Origin of the sequence: Variovorax sp. CAN15, assembly GCF_030462475.1 — a bacterium.
Lineage (GTDB): Bacteria > Pseudomonadota > Gammaproteobacteria > Burkholderiales > Burkholderiaceae_C > Variovorax.
The window spans coordinates 18,248-32,455 of the sequence record NZ_JASMRZ010000067.1; the positions used below are offsets into that span (position 1 = coordinate 18,248).

General features: G+C 67.7%; 15 protein-coding genes and 1 pseudogene. 6 read left to right on the forward strand and 10 right to left on the reverse strand.

Annotated features, from left to right (window positions below):
* Positions 1–63 precede the first annotated feature (63 nt).
* Positions 64–708: a response regulator transcription factor gene (locus QMO14_RS26535; protein ID WP_301510812.1), complete on the reverse strand. Its 645-nt coding sequence runs from the start codon at positions 706–708 to the stop codon at positions 64–66.
* Positions 705–2,192 (reverse strand): sensor histidine kinase, encoded by a 1,488-nt coding sequence (locus tag QMO14_RS26540; protein WP_301510814.1) that lies wholly within the window; start codon positions 2,190–2,192, stop codon positions 705–707. Before QMO14_RS26540 ends, QMO14_RS26535 begins: the two co-directional genes overlap by 4 nt.
* A gap of 60 nt (positions 2,193–2,252) precedes the next feature.
* On the opposite strand from QMO14_RS26540, the gene QMO14_RS26545 reads away from it, so the two are divergent.
* A complete protein-coding gene (locus QMO14_RS26545; RefSeq protein WP_301510816.1) occupies positions 2,253–3,329 on the forward strand; it encodes a DUF72 domain-containing protein in 1,077 nt (358 codons plus the stop codon).
* On the opposite strand, the gene QMO14_RS26550 is transcribed toward QMO14_RS26545, so the two are convergent.
* Together QMO14_RS26550 and QMO14_RS26555 are read right to left on the reverse strand one after the other, a co-directional pair.
* Positions 3,326–3,820: a RidA family protein gene (locus tag QMO14_RS26550; protein WP_301510818.1), complete on the reverse strand. Its 495-nt coding sequence runs from the start codon at positions 3,818–3,820 to the stop codon at positions 3,326–3,328. The two genes, QMO14_RS26545 and QMO14_RS26550, sit on opposite strands and share 4 nt — an antisense overlap.
* 101 nt (positions 3,821–3,921) lie before the next feature.
* Complete coding sequence (locus tag QMO14_RS26555; RefSeq protein WP_301510820.1) at positions 3,922–4,545, reverse strand: 2'-5' RNA ligase family protein; 624 nt, start codon at positions 4,543–4,545, stop codon at positions 3,922–3,924.
* 184 nt (positions 4,546–4,729) lie between these two features.
* Here QMO14_RS26555 and QMO14_RS26560 point away from each other — a divergent pair, with 184 nt between their 5' ends.
* The gene (locus QMO14_RS26560) at positions 4,730–5,341 is read left to right on the forward strand and encodes a porin family protein (protein ID WP_301510821.1); all 612 of its coding nucleotides are present in this window, start codon (positions 4,730–4,732) and stop codon (positions 5,339–5,341) included.
* 57 nt (positions 5,342–5,398) lie between these two features.
* Here the strand turns inward: QMO14_RS26560 and QMO14_RS26565 are convergent, their stop codons facing one another.
* On the reverse strand, positions 5,399–6,304 hold the full coding sequence (locus QMO14_RS26565) for a YadA-like family protein (RefSeq protein ID WP_301510823.1): 906 nt from the start codon (positions 6,302–6,304) through the stop codon (positions 5,399–5,401).
* Positions 6,305–6,477: 173 nt separating this feature from the next.
* A pseudogene (locus QMO14_RS33420) lies at positions 6,478–7,167 on the reverse strand (hypothetical protein); the annotation flags it as partial.
* Between QMO14_RS33420 and QMO14_RS26575 the strand changes: the two are divergent.
* The 4 genes from QMO14_RS26575 (at position 7,127) to QMO14_RS26590 (ending at position 10,779) form a co-directional block, all read left to right on the forward strand.
* Positions 7,127–7,270 carry a hypothetical protein gene (locus QMO14_RS26575; RefSeq protein WP_301510826.1) on the forward strand — a complete coding sequence of 48 codons (144 nt, stop codon included), beginning with the start codon at positions 7,127–7,129 and terminating at the stop codon, positions 7,268–7,270. The pseudogene QMO14_RS33420 and the gene QMO14_RS26575 sit on opposite strands and share 41 nt — an antisense overlap.
* Positions 7,271–7,437: 167 nt before the next feature.
* Positions 7,438–8,352: a LysR family transcriptional regulator gene (locus tag QMO14_RS26580; protein WP_301510828.1), complete on the forward strand. Its 915-nt coding sequence runs from the start codon at positions 7,438–7,440 to the stop codon at positions 8,350–8,352.
* A 78-nt stretch (positions 8,353–8,430) separates the two neighbouring features.
* On the forward strand, positions 8,431–9,753 hold the full coding sequence (locus QMO14_RS26585; protein ID WP_301510830.1) for an arylsulfatase: 1,323 nt from the start codon (positions 8,431–8,433) through the stop codon (positions 9,751–9,753).
* A gap of 114 nt (positions 9,754–9,867) precedes the next feature.
* The gene (locus QMO14_RS26590) at positions 9,868–10,779 is read left to right on the forward strand and encodes a tripartite tricarboxylate transporter substrate binding protein (protein ID WP_301510832.1); all 912 of its coding nucleotides are present in this window, start codon (positions 9,868–9,870) and stop codon (positions 10,777–10,779) included.
* A 57-nt stretch (positions 10,780–10,836) separates the two neighbouring features.
* On the opposite strand, the gene guaA is transcribed toward QMO14_RS26590, so the two are convergent.
* From guaA to QMO14_RS26610, 4 genes are all read right to left on the reverse strand, one after another.
* Positions 10,837–12,456 (reverse strand): glutamine-hydrolyzing GMP synthase, encoded by a 1,620-nt coding sequence (gene guaA, locus QMO14_RS26595; protein ID WP_301510833.1) that lies wholly within the window; start codon positions 12,454–12,456, stop codon positions 10,837–10,839.
* A gap of 12 nt (positions 12,457–12,468) precedes the next feature.
* A complete protein-coding gene (locus tag QMO14_RS26600; protein ID WP_301510834.1) occupies positions 12,469–12,903 on the reverse strand; it encodes a type II toxin-antitoxin system VapC family toxin in 435 nt (144 codons plus the stop codon).
* On the reverse strand, positions 12,900–13,148 hold the full coding sequence (locus QMO14_RS26605; RefSeq protein WP_093195299.1) for a type II toxin-antitoxin system Phd/YefM family antitoxin: 249 nt from the start codon (positions 13,146–13,148) through the stop codon (positions 12,900–12,902). Before QMO14_RS26605 ends, QMO14_RS26600 begins: the two co-directional genes overlap by 4 nt.
* A gap of 77 nt (positions 13,149–13,225) precedes the next feature.
* The coding region (locus tag QMO14_RS26610; RefSeq protein WP_301510837.1) for an IMP dehydrogenase at positions 13,226–14,208 on the reverse strand (983 nt) is incomplete at its 5' end.

Genomic DNA, 14,208 nt, shown 5'->3' on the forward strand with positions numbered 1-14,208 from the left:
GCCACTGTAGAAAACGCCGCCCGCGCGGGCCATTCGTACGGCTACGCGCGGCGCTCCGTAGTTCTACGGAGCGCCCTCCCCGTCCACCAGCACCGCATAGCGCCGGATCAGCTGCGCGAGCGAATCGCAGTCGAGCTTGGCGAACAGGTTGGCGCGGTGCGTCTCGACCGTGCGCGGCGACAGCGCCAGCGTGCGCGCGATCTCCTTGTTGGTGAGCCCCTGCACGATGAAGGCCAGCACCTCGCGCTCGCGCTCCGACAGCTGCGCCACCCGCTCGCGCGCGGCGTTGTCGGCCTGCGAGCGCTCGCGCGAGCGCACGTGCTGGCGCACCGCCTGCTGCAGCGCCTCGAGCAGCTGCTCGTCGTCCACCGGTTTCTCGAGGAACTCAGCCGCCCCGGCCTTGAAGGCACGGCGGCACATCTCGACGGTGCCGTGGCCCGTCAGCATGATCACCGGCTGGTCCACGCCCTGCGCCACCAGACGGTCGAGCACGGTGAGCCCGCTGATGCCTGGCATTCGCACGTCCAGCACGATGGCACCGACGCTCGCGCGGTCGAAGCCGTCGATGAAGGCCTGCGGATCGGCCCAGGCCTGCACGCGCAGCCCGACCGTGCCGATCAGCAGCGAGAGGCCGTCGCGCACCGCCTGGTCGTCGTCGATCAGATGGACCAGCGGGGACTGCGGCGGATGGGTGTTCGAGGTATTCACGGCGATGGCGCGACGAGTGGAAGCAGCAGCGTGAAACGCGCGCCGCGCGGCGAGGCATTGGCCGCGCTCAGGCTGCCGCCCATGCCGCCGGCCAGCGTCTCGCTGAGGCTCAGGCCGAGGCCCAGCCCGCCCTCGCGCGTGCTGAAGAAAGGTTCGAAGAGGCGCGGCAGGGCTTCGGGCGCGATGCCGCGTCCGTTGTCGGTCACGGTCAGCATGCCCTCCTGCCCGTTGCGGCCGACGGAAACCACGAGCCGCCGCTCGGCAGCCGGCACGAGCTCCAGGGCCTGCAGCGCGTTCATCAGCAGGTTGTGCACGATCTGCTCCAGCGCCACCGCCTCGGCCTGCACGCGCACCGGCGCCTGCGCGCTGGCATCGAACTGCGCGGCGACGTCGTGCTTTGCGAACTCGGGCGCCAGCAGGTGCATGGCGCTGCGCACCACTTCCTGCAGCACCAGCGGCTTGGTGTCTCCACCGGCTTCGGGCCGTTCGATCACCCGGCGCAGGCGCCCCACCACGCCGGCCGCGCGGCGTGCCTGCTCGACCGCCTGTCCCATCGCGTCGCGCGCGGTGGACAGGTCAGGCGGATCATCGTCGAGCAGCCTGCGCGCAGCCTGTGCGTTGGCAAGCACCGCCGTCAGCGGCTGGTTGAGCTCGTGCGCGAGGCCTGCCGACAGCTCGCCCAGCGCGTTGAGCCGCGCGACCTGCCCGAGCCGCAGCAATTCCTCCGCCCGCCGCCGCGCCACGCGCTGGCGCTGAGCCGCCCACAGGCCTGCCACCAGCACGGCCATAGCGAAGGCCCAGCCGGCGATGCCGCGCCACGGAAGCTCTCCCCAGCCCACCAGCCGCTCGGCCACGAGATCGAAGGGTTGGCTGGGCGACGCCAGCGCCTTGCTCAGGCTGAAGCGCCATCCTCGTTCAGGGCTCGCGGATGACGCGCCAGGCTGCAGTACCAGCTGTTGACCATCGCGCTGCAGGCTCAGCCGCACCGGGCTGCGCTGCGGGTTCATCGGCCAGTCGTGCCAAGGCACGGATCCGGCGAGATCGATGTCGAGTGCGTAGCTGAATGGGGTGGCGCCGGTCACCAGGGTGTAGCGGCCGCGTGCCAAGTCCAGCGCGGCCAGCTCGGCGCGCTGCAGGCTGCGCGAGCGCGCCTCGGCTGCTTCCAGCGCGCTGGCGCGCGCGCTGTCCGGCCAGGGCTGGTCGCGGTCGCGCCGCTGCACACGCAGGATCGACGAATACACGGAAGGAAGGCGCTGTTCCGGGTGGTCGGCCCCCGTGCTGGGCTCGAGCAGAGCGAGCGTGGCCAGCACCGCGTCGTACTGCACCATCTGCTGGCTCATGAGGCGGTGTGCGATGCGCACGTCGGTCTCGAAGTCCTGCTGCATCTGCGCGAGCTCGGCGCGCGCGATCCACACGGCGCCCACGGTGGCGAGGGCCAGCCATGCCAGCCACCAACCACCTTGCGTGCGCAACCACTGTTTCATGGCGCGGATTGTGCCCGGCGCGGCGAAGCGTTCCGCTTGGCCGAAAATGCGGCACCAGCCATGGCCGACGTACAGGACTCCCTCTTTCCCGATCTTCCGCGCCCCGAGGACGCACCTTCGGCCGCGCCGCCGCCCGCCGAACCAGCTGCGAAGAAGAAGCAGAAGCCGCGCACGGCGACTGTCGAGCCCGCGCCCACCGATCCGGAACTCGTGGAACTGGCCGCCGCATTGCCGCCCACGCTGCGGCTCGGCACCTCCTCGTGGAGCTACCCCGGCTGGGCCAACCTTGTCTGGGACGGCGAATACGCCGAGACCGCGCTCTCGAAGAACGGCCTTTGCGCACTCTCGAAGCACCCGCTGTTCCGCACCGTGAGCGTGGACCGCAATTTCTACCGCGCCCTCACCGCCAGCCAGTACGCACGCTACGCGGCCATGGTGCCGGACGACTTCCGCTTCATGGTGAAGGCACCCAGCCTCGTGACCGATGCCACCGTGCGCGACGAAAGCGGCCGCGGCATGCAGGCCAACCCGGTGTTCCTCAGCAGCGAGATCGCGCGGCAGGAGTTCGTGCAGCCCGCGCTCGAGGGCCTCGGCCATCGCATCGGCGTGCTGGTGTTCCAGCTGAGCCCGATTCCGGGACACATCCTGGCCGACCAGCCCGCGCTGCTGGCGCGCATCGCGGCAATGCTCGAATCGCTGCCCGACATTTCATCGATCGCGCCCGACGCGGTGATCGCCGTCGAAGTGCGCGACCCGCGGCTGCTGAACCCCGTCTTTGCCGAAATGCTGCGCAGCGTGGGCGCCACCTTCTGCATGGGCCTGCACGCCAAGATGCCGCCCATCGAAGAGCAGTTGCCGATGCTGCGCGCCATGTGGCCCGGTCCGCTGGTGTGCCGCTGGAACCTGCACCGGCGCCACGGACGCTTCGGCTACGAAGACGCGGAAAAGCTCTACGGCCCCTTCGACAAGATCGTCGACCCCGATCCGGAAACCCGCGCCGCGCTCGCCAAGGTGATCGCGGGCACCACTCGCGGGGGCCAGAACGCCTTCGTCACCGTGAGCAACAACGCCGAAGGCTGCGCGCCGCTGACGATCGCTCAGTTGGCAAGGGACATCTTGGACCTCGTTCCGCGTTAGCCGATGTTCTGCTTTGCGGCGACCGTCATCTCCACCTCGACGGCCGCGTTCTTCGGCAGCGCGTAGACACCGACCGCCGTGCGCACGTGCACGCCTGCGTCGCCGAACACGCGGTGCAGCAAGTCGGAGGCCGCATCGGCCACTTCGCTCTGCTGAGTGAAATCGGCGGTGCACTGCACGAACACGCCGACGCGCAAAACCTTCTCCACCACGTCCAGCGAGCCGAGGGCGCGCCGCAGCAGCGCGAGGCTGCGCAATGCGCAGATCTGCGCGCCTTCACGCGCCTTTTCGAGCGACACGGCATCGCCCACGCGGCCCGTGACCACCACCGTGGTGCCCACGCGCGGCACCTGGCCGCTGAGATAGATGGTTCGGCCGTCGCGCACCAGCGGCACGTAGTGGCCACCGGCAATGATCTCGCCCTCGAAGCTGTGGCCCAGCTCGGCGGCAATCTGGTCGGCGATCTGGTCCCGGGTCTTTTCTGCTGTCATTTCGATTCCGTGAAAGGGAGTGCCATTGTCGTCAGCGCCCGCGAGACGAAACAGATACAGAAGGCGCCGATGCGAGGCGGAACAGAAGGCGAAGGCCCTCTTCAAGCCGCATCGGGCCACCGGCCCAGCACTTCGTGCACGCCTTCGCCCACGTGGCTGTCGATCAGCACCAGCGAGCCTGCGGACCACCGGACCGGTGCTTCGAGCGCGTGCCTTTCCAGCTTGCGCCGCGCGTAGGCCAGCGTCATGTGCGGCGTGAAGGAGCGCGCGGGCTTCAGGCCCGCATCGGCGAGTGCTTCGCCCAGGCGCTGCCTGAAAGCCTTGAGCGCTCCGACGCCCTCCTCGTCGTCGGAGCACAGCGCGAGCGCGCCCTTGGCGAAGCTCATTGCCTTCTCGAAGACGATGTCGAACGCGGGAGGCGGCACCGAGGCAGCTGCCTTCATGACCAACGCGACCTTGTCGGCCGGCACCTCTGCGTACTCGCCCAGATCAAAGAGAGTGACGTGCAGGCGATGCGCCGCGACCAATGTTCCTTTCAGCGCGTGCTGCGAGTTCATGCGATCGCCCAGCCCGGCGATCGAAGCGGCATCCTGCGGGCCCGGAAGAATTGCGAAGAAGAGAGAGTGCCCGGGCAACGGAGCCTTGTTGCCGCGCACCTTGCTTCGAGGGCGTGGCAGGGGTTTGGGCGCAGGCTCGATGCCGGGAAGAAGAAGCTGATCTGACATGCCTCGATCATCGCCCAAGGCTTGCGCGCTTCATGTTTCCTTCAGCAAGCGGCAAGCACTCCTTCAGGCTGCGTTTCGAGAATCGTCTCACGCTGGTGGCGCCGCGGCAGTCAATGCACGGCAGCCACCTGTCGAAGCGATCTCAGTCGATCAATCAACCCGTCATCCAACCAGGAACTTCATCTTGACGAACACGCACGCCCGCACCGTCCTCGCAACAGCCCTGCTGCTCGGCACCGCCTCCATGACCGCGAGCGCCGCCGGCCCCAGCCAGGACGGCGGAATCTATGTAGGCGGCGCCCTCGGCCGCTCGAGCTACAGCCTCTCTTCTTCGAACCGTGCACCCGTGCCGTGGGGCGGCGAAAAGAGCAGCAAGGCGGGCACTGCCTACAAGCTTTACGGCGGCTATCGACTGACGGAAACCTTCGGCGTGGAAGCCGGCTACGCCCGTCTCGGCCGCGTGAGCCAATGGAGCACGAACGGCGCCTACTCCCGCCTGCAGGCAGGCACCGGCCAGGTTTTCTATGCGGCCGCCACCGCCCGCCTGCCGCTGGGCGAGTCCTTCGCCCTCAACGGCCGCCTGGGCATCGCGCGCGGACGCATCTCCGGCGACAACAACTGGGTGCTGCCCGGCCAGCGCATCTCGGGCAGCTCGACCGGCATGATGGCCGGCTTCGGCGCCGAATACCGGATGACGCAGAACCTGTCGATCACCGCGGACTACGACTACTTCGGCAAGCTGTCGAAGCAGGCGAAGGGCGGGATGGTGACGGTGGGTTTGAAGGCGAGCTTCTGAGTCTCGGCTTCGTCCTGCATCGGCGCATCGTGCAGACCCGGCGCCGATTCGCGCCGGCTACCACTGGTAGCCGACTTGCGCGCCGGAGCCGGTGGCGACCGAGAGCCCGCCTCCCAACTGCCAGTGGTCGTCGAGCTGGTACGCGAAGCCCATGCCGAGCGCGCTCTGGCCCGCATAGTGGGCTGCCGCGGCACCGACCCAGCGGCGCCCGGCCTGCAGCGTCGGCACCGAAGGCATCGCCATCGCCTGGGCGATGCCGCGCGCCGCGAAGTCGCGCACGCCCTGCACCTGCGCGCCGAGCTGCGCGTTCGCGCGCTCCAGCTGCGAGAGATTGACCGCGTCGGTGGGCAGGGTGCCCGGTGCCACGTTGACGATCTGGCGCGGCGCCGTCGCGCTGCCCACGCTCACCGTGGAAGCGCGGTCGGCCACCGAGCCTTGCCCCAGGGCCACCGATTCGGGTGCCAAGGCCCTGGCGTTCGCCCCCAATGCCACCGCATTGACACCGCTGGCCAGCGAGGCCGCACCGATGGCCGTGGTCGGGTCGGCCAGCGCGCGTGCGCCGTCGCCCTGCGCCGAGGCGCCGATGCCCACTGCGACGCCCCCCATGCCGCTGGCGCTGGCCGCCGCCTGCCCGGGAACCGAGCAGCGCAGCGCCCCGCCGTTCACCGTGCACACGCCGAGCTGGCCGTTGACCACGGCCTGCAGCTGCACCGACTGCTCCTGGATCTGCGTCGTGTGGGTCTGCAGCTGCTGGGTCATGTCGATCACCTGTGCGCCCCGGTTGGTCGCGAGGGTCAGGGTCTGCTCGGCGGTGGTGCGCAAGCCGTACAGCTGCGCCCCGTTGACGGCATCGGTCGATGTGGCGCTGACGTCTCCGGCAACGACGCCGCTGATGCGCCCGGCATTGACGATGCCTGCCCCGCGGTTGTCGATGCCGCCCTGCGTGACGAGCCGGCCGCCCACCGCCGCATCGCATCTCCACCGACGGACAAGGCGCCGGCACTGACCTGGCCGCTGGCCTCGATGCCCGCGACATTGGTCAGCGTGCGCTGGTTGCCCGGGGAACCGAAGGACACCACGTTGCTGCGCCCTCCATCGTTGCTCCGGGCGCCGATGGCCACCGAGTTCTGGCCGCTGGCGGTGCTCAGCACGCCCAAGGCCATGGAACGCACGCCGCTGGCCCATGCGTTGCGTCCCAGCGCCAGTGCGCCGTCGCCGGAAGCGCGCGAGGCCGAACCCAATGCAACGCTGCCGCAGTCACCCGCATCGCTGTCGGCACCGACGGCGGTGCTGCGCTCGTCGCGCGCCTTGCTGTTGACGCCGAAAGCACTGGCGCGCACACCGCTCGCCTGGCTGTCGTTGCCGACCGCCACTGCACGCTCCTCGCTGGAGGCGCTGTCCGCACCGATCGAGACCGCCTCCACGGCCGAGGCCGCGCTTGCTTCTGTGAATGAGCCGATCGCGGTGGCCGAATTCGCGCTCGCGTTGCTGCGCAGGCCGATCGCGGTCGCGCCGTTGCCCGCGGCCTGTGCCCGGATTCCGTAGGCCGACGCATTGCTGCCGGAGGCCGTTGCCGAGCGCCCGATGGCCGTATTGCCTGAAGTGAGGTCGATCCCGGCCTGTGACTCGGCACCGCCTGCGATGTTGCTCTGGCAGTCGGCCTGCACCACATCGCGCGCCGTGCTGAAGCTGGAATAGGCACCCTCGTCGCGGCTGCTGTAGAGCGTGCCGCCCGGGCACACGTTGGGGTTCAGCACCTGCGCCTGAACGGCAGGGGCCGCGCAGATGCCCTGGCATCCGCGCAGCTTCGTCTCGTCGGTGGGCATCGGCTACGACCTGGCTGCGATGAGCGAGCAGTGGAACCGGATCAACGGCGCCGAACTGGACTTCATCACCTTCGCCGCGCTGCGGGCCTGGCTGGGCCTGTGAGGCGGAGGGACACGAGGGTTCGAGATGCCGACCCGGTCGTCGGATGGCTCGCCGCGACAAGGTGATGATGCGGCGGCCACCGGCACCGGTAGAAGGGGCACGGCTCAAGGCCATGCAGAGCGCAACTCGATAATGCCGGCACTACTCCCAGCGCACTCCTTAACAGCATGAATCTCTCTGTCGCAGACCTCACCGCGTTCATAGAAATCGTGCGCAGTGGCAGCATCAGCCGTGCTGCGCAGCATCTGGGCGTCACCCAGCCCTCGGTCTCCAAGGCGATACGCCGGCTTGAAGACGAGGTGGGCGTGCAGTTGCTCGAACGGGGGCTGCACGGTGCACGTTTGACGGCCGAGGGCGAGATGTTCCTGGAAGCCGCTCGACGTTTCGAGCTGCAGCGCTTCGATCTCACGCGCGCCGCCTCCGAACTTCGCGCGCGACATGCCGGTCTGCTGCGCCTCGGCATCACCAGCCCGGCCGCCGACAGTGTCGCGGTGATGGCTGCCGCCGAGATGGTGCGCAAACGCCCCGGCATGAGGCTGCGCCTTCGCATCGGCAAGTCCGACGCGCTCGATGCGGCCGTCGACGACGGCGAGATCGATCTGGCGGTCGTGCCCTCCTACAAGGGCCAGTCGTTGCAGAGCACGCAGCTCCAGCTCGGCGAGGACCACATTCGCGTGGTGGTGCGGCTGGGGCATCCGCTGACGAAGAAGCCGGTCGTCGGCTTGAACGACCTCACGCCCTATGCGTGGGTGATGGCGCCCCCGCAAAGTGCGGCGCGCAGGTACTTCTTCGCCATCTTCGAACGCAACGGCGTGCCCCTGCCGAACGTGGCCGTCGAGACCGAATACACCTCCGAGGCGGCAATGGGAATCCTCACCTCGACCGACCTCCTGAGCATCGTGCCCGACTCCGTGCTGCGCAGCTGGCTGGGCAAGGCAGTGCCGCTGAACATTCCCGAACTCGTTGTGAACCGGACGCTGGTGCTTCTGTCGCGCCCGGGCGCGAGATGGTCGCCGCTGATGACGGACTTTCGCGAGCTGGTGTCCTCGTACCGCCCGAAAGGCCATTCCCCAGACGAATGAAACTGTGCACGTGACGGACTGATTCTGGCGTGGATCTGGCAGTGCAATGGGAGCCTCCCAATTGCAAAGAAGCCATCCATGTCATTGCCAAACATCATCCTGATCGTCGCCGACAACCTGGGTTGGGGCGAGCTCGGCTGCTACGGCGGCGGCGCGTTGCGCGGCGCACCCACGCCACGCATCGACCAGCTGGCCCGCGAGGGCCTGCTGCTTCAGAACTTCAACGTCGAGAGCGACTGCGTGCCCACGCGCTCGGCGCTGATGACCGGGCGCCATCCCATCCGTACCGGGTGCCTGCAGTCCGTTCCACCGGGCATGCCGCAGGGGCTCACGCGGCGCGAGATCACGCTCGCGCAGCTGCTGTCGTCGCGCGGCTATGCCACCGCGCACTACGGCAAATGGCATCTCGGCGACATCGAAGGCCGCTACCCCTCCGACCGCGGCTTCGACGAGTGGTACGGCATTCCGCGCACCACGGACGAGAGCCAGTTCACGTCCACCACCGGCTTCGATCCGAGCGTGGTCGACCTGCCCTACATCATGGAAGGCCGCTGCGGCGAGCCCTCGCGCCAGGTCAAGGTCTACGACCTCGAATCGCGCCGCGCCATCGACGAAGAACTCGTTGCGCGCTCATGCGATTTCATGCGCCGGCACGGCGAGGCCGGCCGGCCGTTCTTCCTGTACCTGCCGATGGTGCACCTGCACTTCCCCACGCTGCCGCACCGCGACTTTGCCGGTCGCACGGGCAATGGCGAGTTCGCCGACTCCATGGCCGAGATGGATCACCGTGTCGGCCAGGTCATCGACGAGGTCGAGCGCCTGGGGCTGGCGGACGACACGCTGTTCATCTTCTGCAGCGACAACGGCCCCGAGTTCCGCGCGCCCTATCGCGGCACGGCCGGCCCATGGCGCGGCACGTACCACACGGCCATGGAAGGCAGCCTGCGCGTGCCCTTCATTGCGCGCTGGCCAGGGCGGATCGAGCCAGGCCGCGTCAGCAACGAGATCGTGCATGTGACGGATGTATTCGCAACGCTGGCGAAGGTCGCGGGCGCCGAGATTCCTGCGGACCGTCCGATCGATGGCGTCGATCAATTGCCCTTCCTGCGGGGAGAGCAGGCCAAATCGGCGCGCGAGGGCTTCCCCTTCTTCATCAAGAACGAGTTGCGCGCACTGAAATGGCGCGACTGGAAGCTGCATTTCTATTGGGAGCCCGAAGTCAACGAGGGCAAGGGCAAGCTCGAGTCGCCCTACCTGTTCAACATCATTCGCGACCCCAAGGAAGAAACCGATGTGCTGGTCTTCAACACCTGGGTGATGGGGCCGATGCTGCGAATGCTGAAGGCCTTCAACGACAGCTGCCTGCAGTTCCCGAACACACCGCCAGGTGCCGCCGACTGAGCGCGCCACTTCCTTCCTTCTTTCACGCACATCGTTCCAACTGGAGAGTTGCTCATGCCCTTCCACATTTCACGCCGTCTTCTCGTCGTTGCTGGCCTTGCCGGTTGCTTGTACTTGCACCCGGCCCTGGCACAGGAAAAGCCCTGGCCGACGGCGAAGCCCATCACGTGGATGGTGGGCTTCGTGCCCGGAGGCTCGGTCGACGTGATCACGCGCGTGATCGCCAAGGCCGTCTCCGAGAAGATCGGGCAGTCCATCGTCATCGAAAACCGGCCCGGTGCGTCGGGCGCGTTGGCGCTGCAGGCGACGGCCCGTGCACCCAAGGACGGCTACACGCTTGTGACCGTTCCCGGCCCGGTGCTCTACGGCCAGCGCCAGCCGGAAATCGGCAAGGAGCTCTCTGCTGTCGCGTTGATGTCGCAGGGCCCGATCGTGCTGGTCGGCAAGAAGGAAGGAGCGCCGGGCGACCTCTCCGAACTGATTCAAGCCATGAAGAAGACGCCTTCGCAATGGAACTTCGCGAGCTCGGGGACCGGCACCGGCCAACACCTGGCGGGCGAACTGTTCAACAGCATGGCAGGCACCGAGATGGTCCACATCCCCTACAAGGGCGGCGGCCAGGCGGTGACGGACATCATCGGCGGCCAGACCAGCCTGGGCATGCTGGGCGTGACTCCCGTGCTCGCGCACATCAAGTCGGGCCAGCTCAAGGCCTACGCGGTGACGACGACCTTCCGCATACCCAGCCTGCCCGATGTGCCGACGATGGAAGAGGCCGGCCTCAAGGGCTATGAAGCGACGCAGTACTTCGTCGCGGCGGTCCCCTCAGGTGTTGATGCGCGCATCGTCTCGCGGCTCAATGCCGCCATCGAGGAGTCCAGCCGCACACCCGAGGTGGTGGCTGCGCTGGACGCAGGCGGTCAGGTGGCCGGCAAGCTCTCGCCGGCGGAGGCCCAGAAATTCGTCGTGAAGAGCCTCGCGAAATTCGACGCGGTGGCGAAGAAGGCCAACATCACGCTCAATTGAGGCCTGGTCGGCGACGCGCCCTGCACACGCCGGTTCCGCCAAACCCCATGGAACCCTTCACTCCCACTCGATCGTCGCCGGCGGCTTGCTCGACACGTCGTAGGTCACGCGATTGATGCCACGCACCTCGTTGATGATGCGCCCCGACACTTTCTTCAGTAGCGCGTACGGCAGCTCGGCCCAATCGGCGGTCATGAAGTCACTGGTCTGCACGGCGCGCAGCGCGACCACGTAGTCGTAGGTGCGGCCGTCGCCCATCACGCCCACGCTCTTGACGGGCAGGAACACGGTGAAGGCCTGGCTGGTGAGGTCGTACCAGGTCTTGCCTGTGGCTTCGTCGGTGAAGTTGCGCAATTCCTCGATGAAGATCGCGTCGGCGCGGCGCAGCAGGTCGGCGTATTCCTTCTTCACTTCGCCGAGGATGCGCACGCCCAGGCCGGGGCCGGGGAACGGGTGGCGGTACACCATCTCGGGCGGCAGGCCGAGGGCCACGCCGAGCTCGCGCACTTCGTCCTTGAACAGGTCGCGCAGCGGCTCGAGCAGCTTGAGGCCCAGCTGCTCGGGCAGACCGCCCACGTTGTGATGGCTCTTGATGGTGACGGCCTTCTTGCTCTTGGCGCCGCCCGATTCGATGACGTCGGGGTAGATGGTGCCCTGAGCAAGGAAGGTGGCGCCCTTGTGGCCTCCGTCGCCGGCCTTGAGCTTGGCGGCCTCCTGCTTGAACACGGTGACGAACTCCCCGCCGATGATCTTGCGCTTGGCTTCGGGATCGCTCACGCCCGCGAGCTTGCCGAGGAAGAGATCGCTGGCGTCGACGCGGATCACCTTCGCGTGCAGCTTGCCTTCGAACATCTCCATGACCATGTCACCCTCGTTCAGGCGCAGCAGGCCGTGGTCGACGAACACGCAGGTCAGCTGGTCGCCGATGGCGCGGTGGATGAGCGCGGCGGCCACGCTCGAATCGACACCGCCCGAGAGGCCGAGGATGACTTCCTCATCGCCCACCTGCTCGCGGATCTTCTCGACGGCTTCGGCGATGTGATCGCGCATGACCCAGTCGGGCTTGGCGCCGCAGATGCCGAGCACGAAGCGCTCGAGGATCGCCTTGCCCTGCACGGTGTGGGTCACTTCGGGGTGGAACTGCAGCGCGTAGTAGCGGCGCGCCTCGTCGGCCATGCCGGCGATCGGGCAGCTCTCGGTGCTGGCCATGAGCTTGAAGCCCGGCGGGAGTTCGGTGACCTTGTCGCCGTGGCTCATCCACACGTTGAGCATGCCGTGGCCTTCGGGCGTGGTGAAGTCGGCGATGTCCTTCAGCAGTGCGGTGTGGCCGTGGGCGCGCACGGCCGCGAAGCCGAACTCGCGCTTGTGGCCGCCCTCGACCTTGCCGCCGAGTTGATGCGCCATGGTCTGCATGCCGTAGCAGATGCCCAGCACGGGCACGCCCAGGTCGAACACGGCCTGCGGGGCCTTGTCGGTGGTTTCCTCGTACACGCTGGCATGGCTGCCGGAGAGGATCACGCCCTTGAGGTGGCCGTCGGCGGCGTATTCGCGCACCCATTCGTCGGTGACGTCGCAGGGATGCACTTCGCTCAGCACGTGGGCTTCACGCACGCGGCGTGCGATGAGCTGCGTGACCTGCGAGCCGAAATCGAGGATGAGGATCTTGTCGTGTTGCATGGGCGTTGGGACTCAGAGCGTTGAAATGTCGAGCAGCTTCACTCCCGCCTGGGGAGCAGCCTGGATGAGTTGCTCGTCGAAGGTGGCGAGCGGGAGATTGAGAGACTTGGCGAGCCAGAGATAGCCCGCGTCGTAGAGCGAGATGCCGGCATCGATGGCCACCGCGAGCACGGCCTTGTGCTGGGCCGGCGCGAGTTCGTGCAGCTCGACGCGGTGGCGGATGGCATCGAGCACGCTCCACAGCCCTTCGACGGCGTACGAGGGAATGCGGCCGCTGCGCACGCCGTTGGCGAGGATGTTGGCGCACTCCCATTGCCAGGCGTTGGGCGCCTGCGGCTCGACCTCGTCGCGGCGGATGGCGGCGTAGAGCCTGCGGGTATGTTCGCTGGCCATGTCGGGCAGCAGCCAGGCAGCTGTGACCGAGGCATCCATGACGAAGGCCGTCATTGCTGGCGCCCTTCGTCGAGCAAGGCGCGCGGCTGCGGGCCTGGTTGGATGGTGGCGTGGAGCGCGTCGATCTGGCCCAGCTCGCGCTCGATCTGCTCGTCGGTGATGACCGGCTTGCGGCGCACCGGCAGCATGCGCACGACTTCCTTGCCGTGGCGTGTGATGCGAACCTCCTCGCCCTTTTCGACCGAGTCGATCAGGGCCGAGAAGTTGTTCTTGGCTTCAGCGATACCGATGGATTGCATTTGGGCCAGAAGTTTTAAATCTGGCCCAAATTCTAAACCCGATGTGGCCTGACTTTCAAGGTCTGGCCAGAATGCACTTATTCAGCGCGGTAGTTCGGCGCTTCCTTCGTGATCTGCACGTCGTGGACGTGGCTCTCGCGGATGCCGGCCGTGGTGATCTCGACGAACTCGGCCTTGTTCTGCATGTCCTCGATGGTCGCGCAACCGCAGTAGCCCATGCTGGCGCGCACGCCGCCGGCCATCTGGTAGACGATGGAGACGATCGAGCCCTTGTAGGGCACGCGGCCTTCGATGCCTTCGGGCACCAGCTTGTCGGTGTTGGGGTTGCCGGTGGTCGATTCCTGGAAGTACCGGTCGGCACTGCCCTGCTGCATCGCGCCGATGGAGCCCATGCCGCGATAGCTCTTGTAGCTGCGGCCCTGGTACAGCACGATTTCGCCAGGCGCCTCTTCGGTGCCGGCGAACATGCTGCCCATCATCACGGTGCTGGCGCCGGCCGCGATGGCCTTGGCGATGTCGCCCGAGTAGCGCACGCCGCCGTCGGAAATCAGCGGAATGCCAGTGCCCTGCAGCGCGGTGGCCACGCTGTCGACCGCCATGATCTGCGGCACGCCCACGCCGGCCACGATGCGGGTGGTGCAGATGGAACCGGGGCCGATGCCGACCTTGACCGCATCGGCGCCGGCCTCTGCCAGCGCGCGGGCGGCGTCGCCGGTGGCGATGTTGCCGCCGATCACGTCGACCTGCGGATAGTTCTTCTTGACCCAGCGCACGCGCTCGATCACGCCGGCGCTGTGGCCGTGGGCGGTGTCAACCACGATGGCGTCGACGCCGGCCTTCACCAGCGCCTCGACGCGCTCCTCGGTGCCGTCACCCACGCCGACGGCCGCGCCCACACGCAGGCGTCCGTTTGCGTCGCGCGCGGCGTTGGGGAAGCTGGTCTGCTTGGTGATGTCCTTGACGGTGATGAGGCCCTTGAGCTCCCAGTCGCCGTTGATGACGAGCAGGCGCTCGAGCTTGTGCTTGTTCAGCAGCGCCTTGGCCTCGGCCAGGGTGGTGC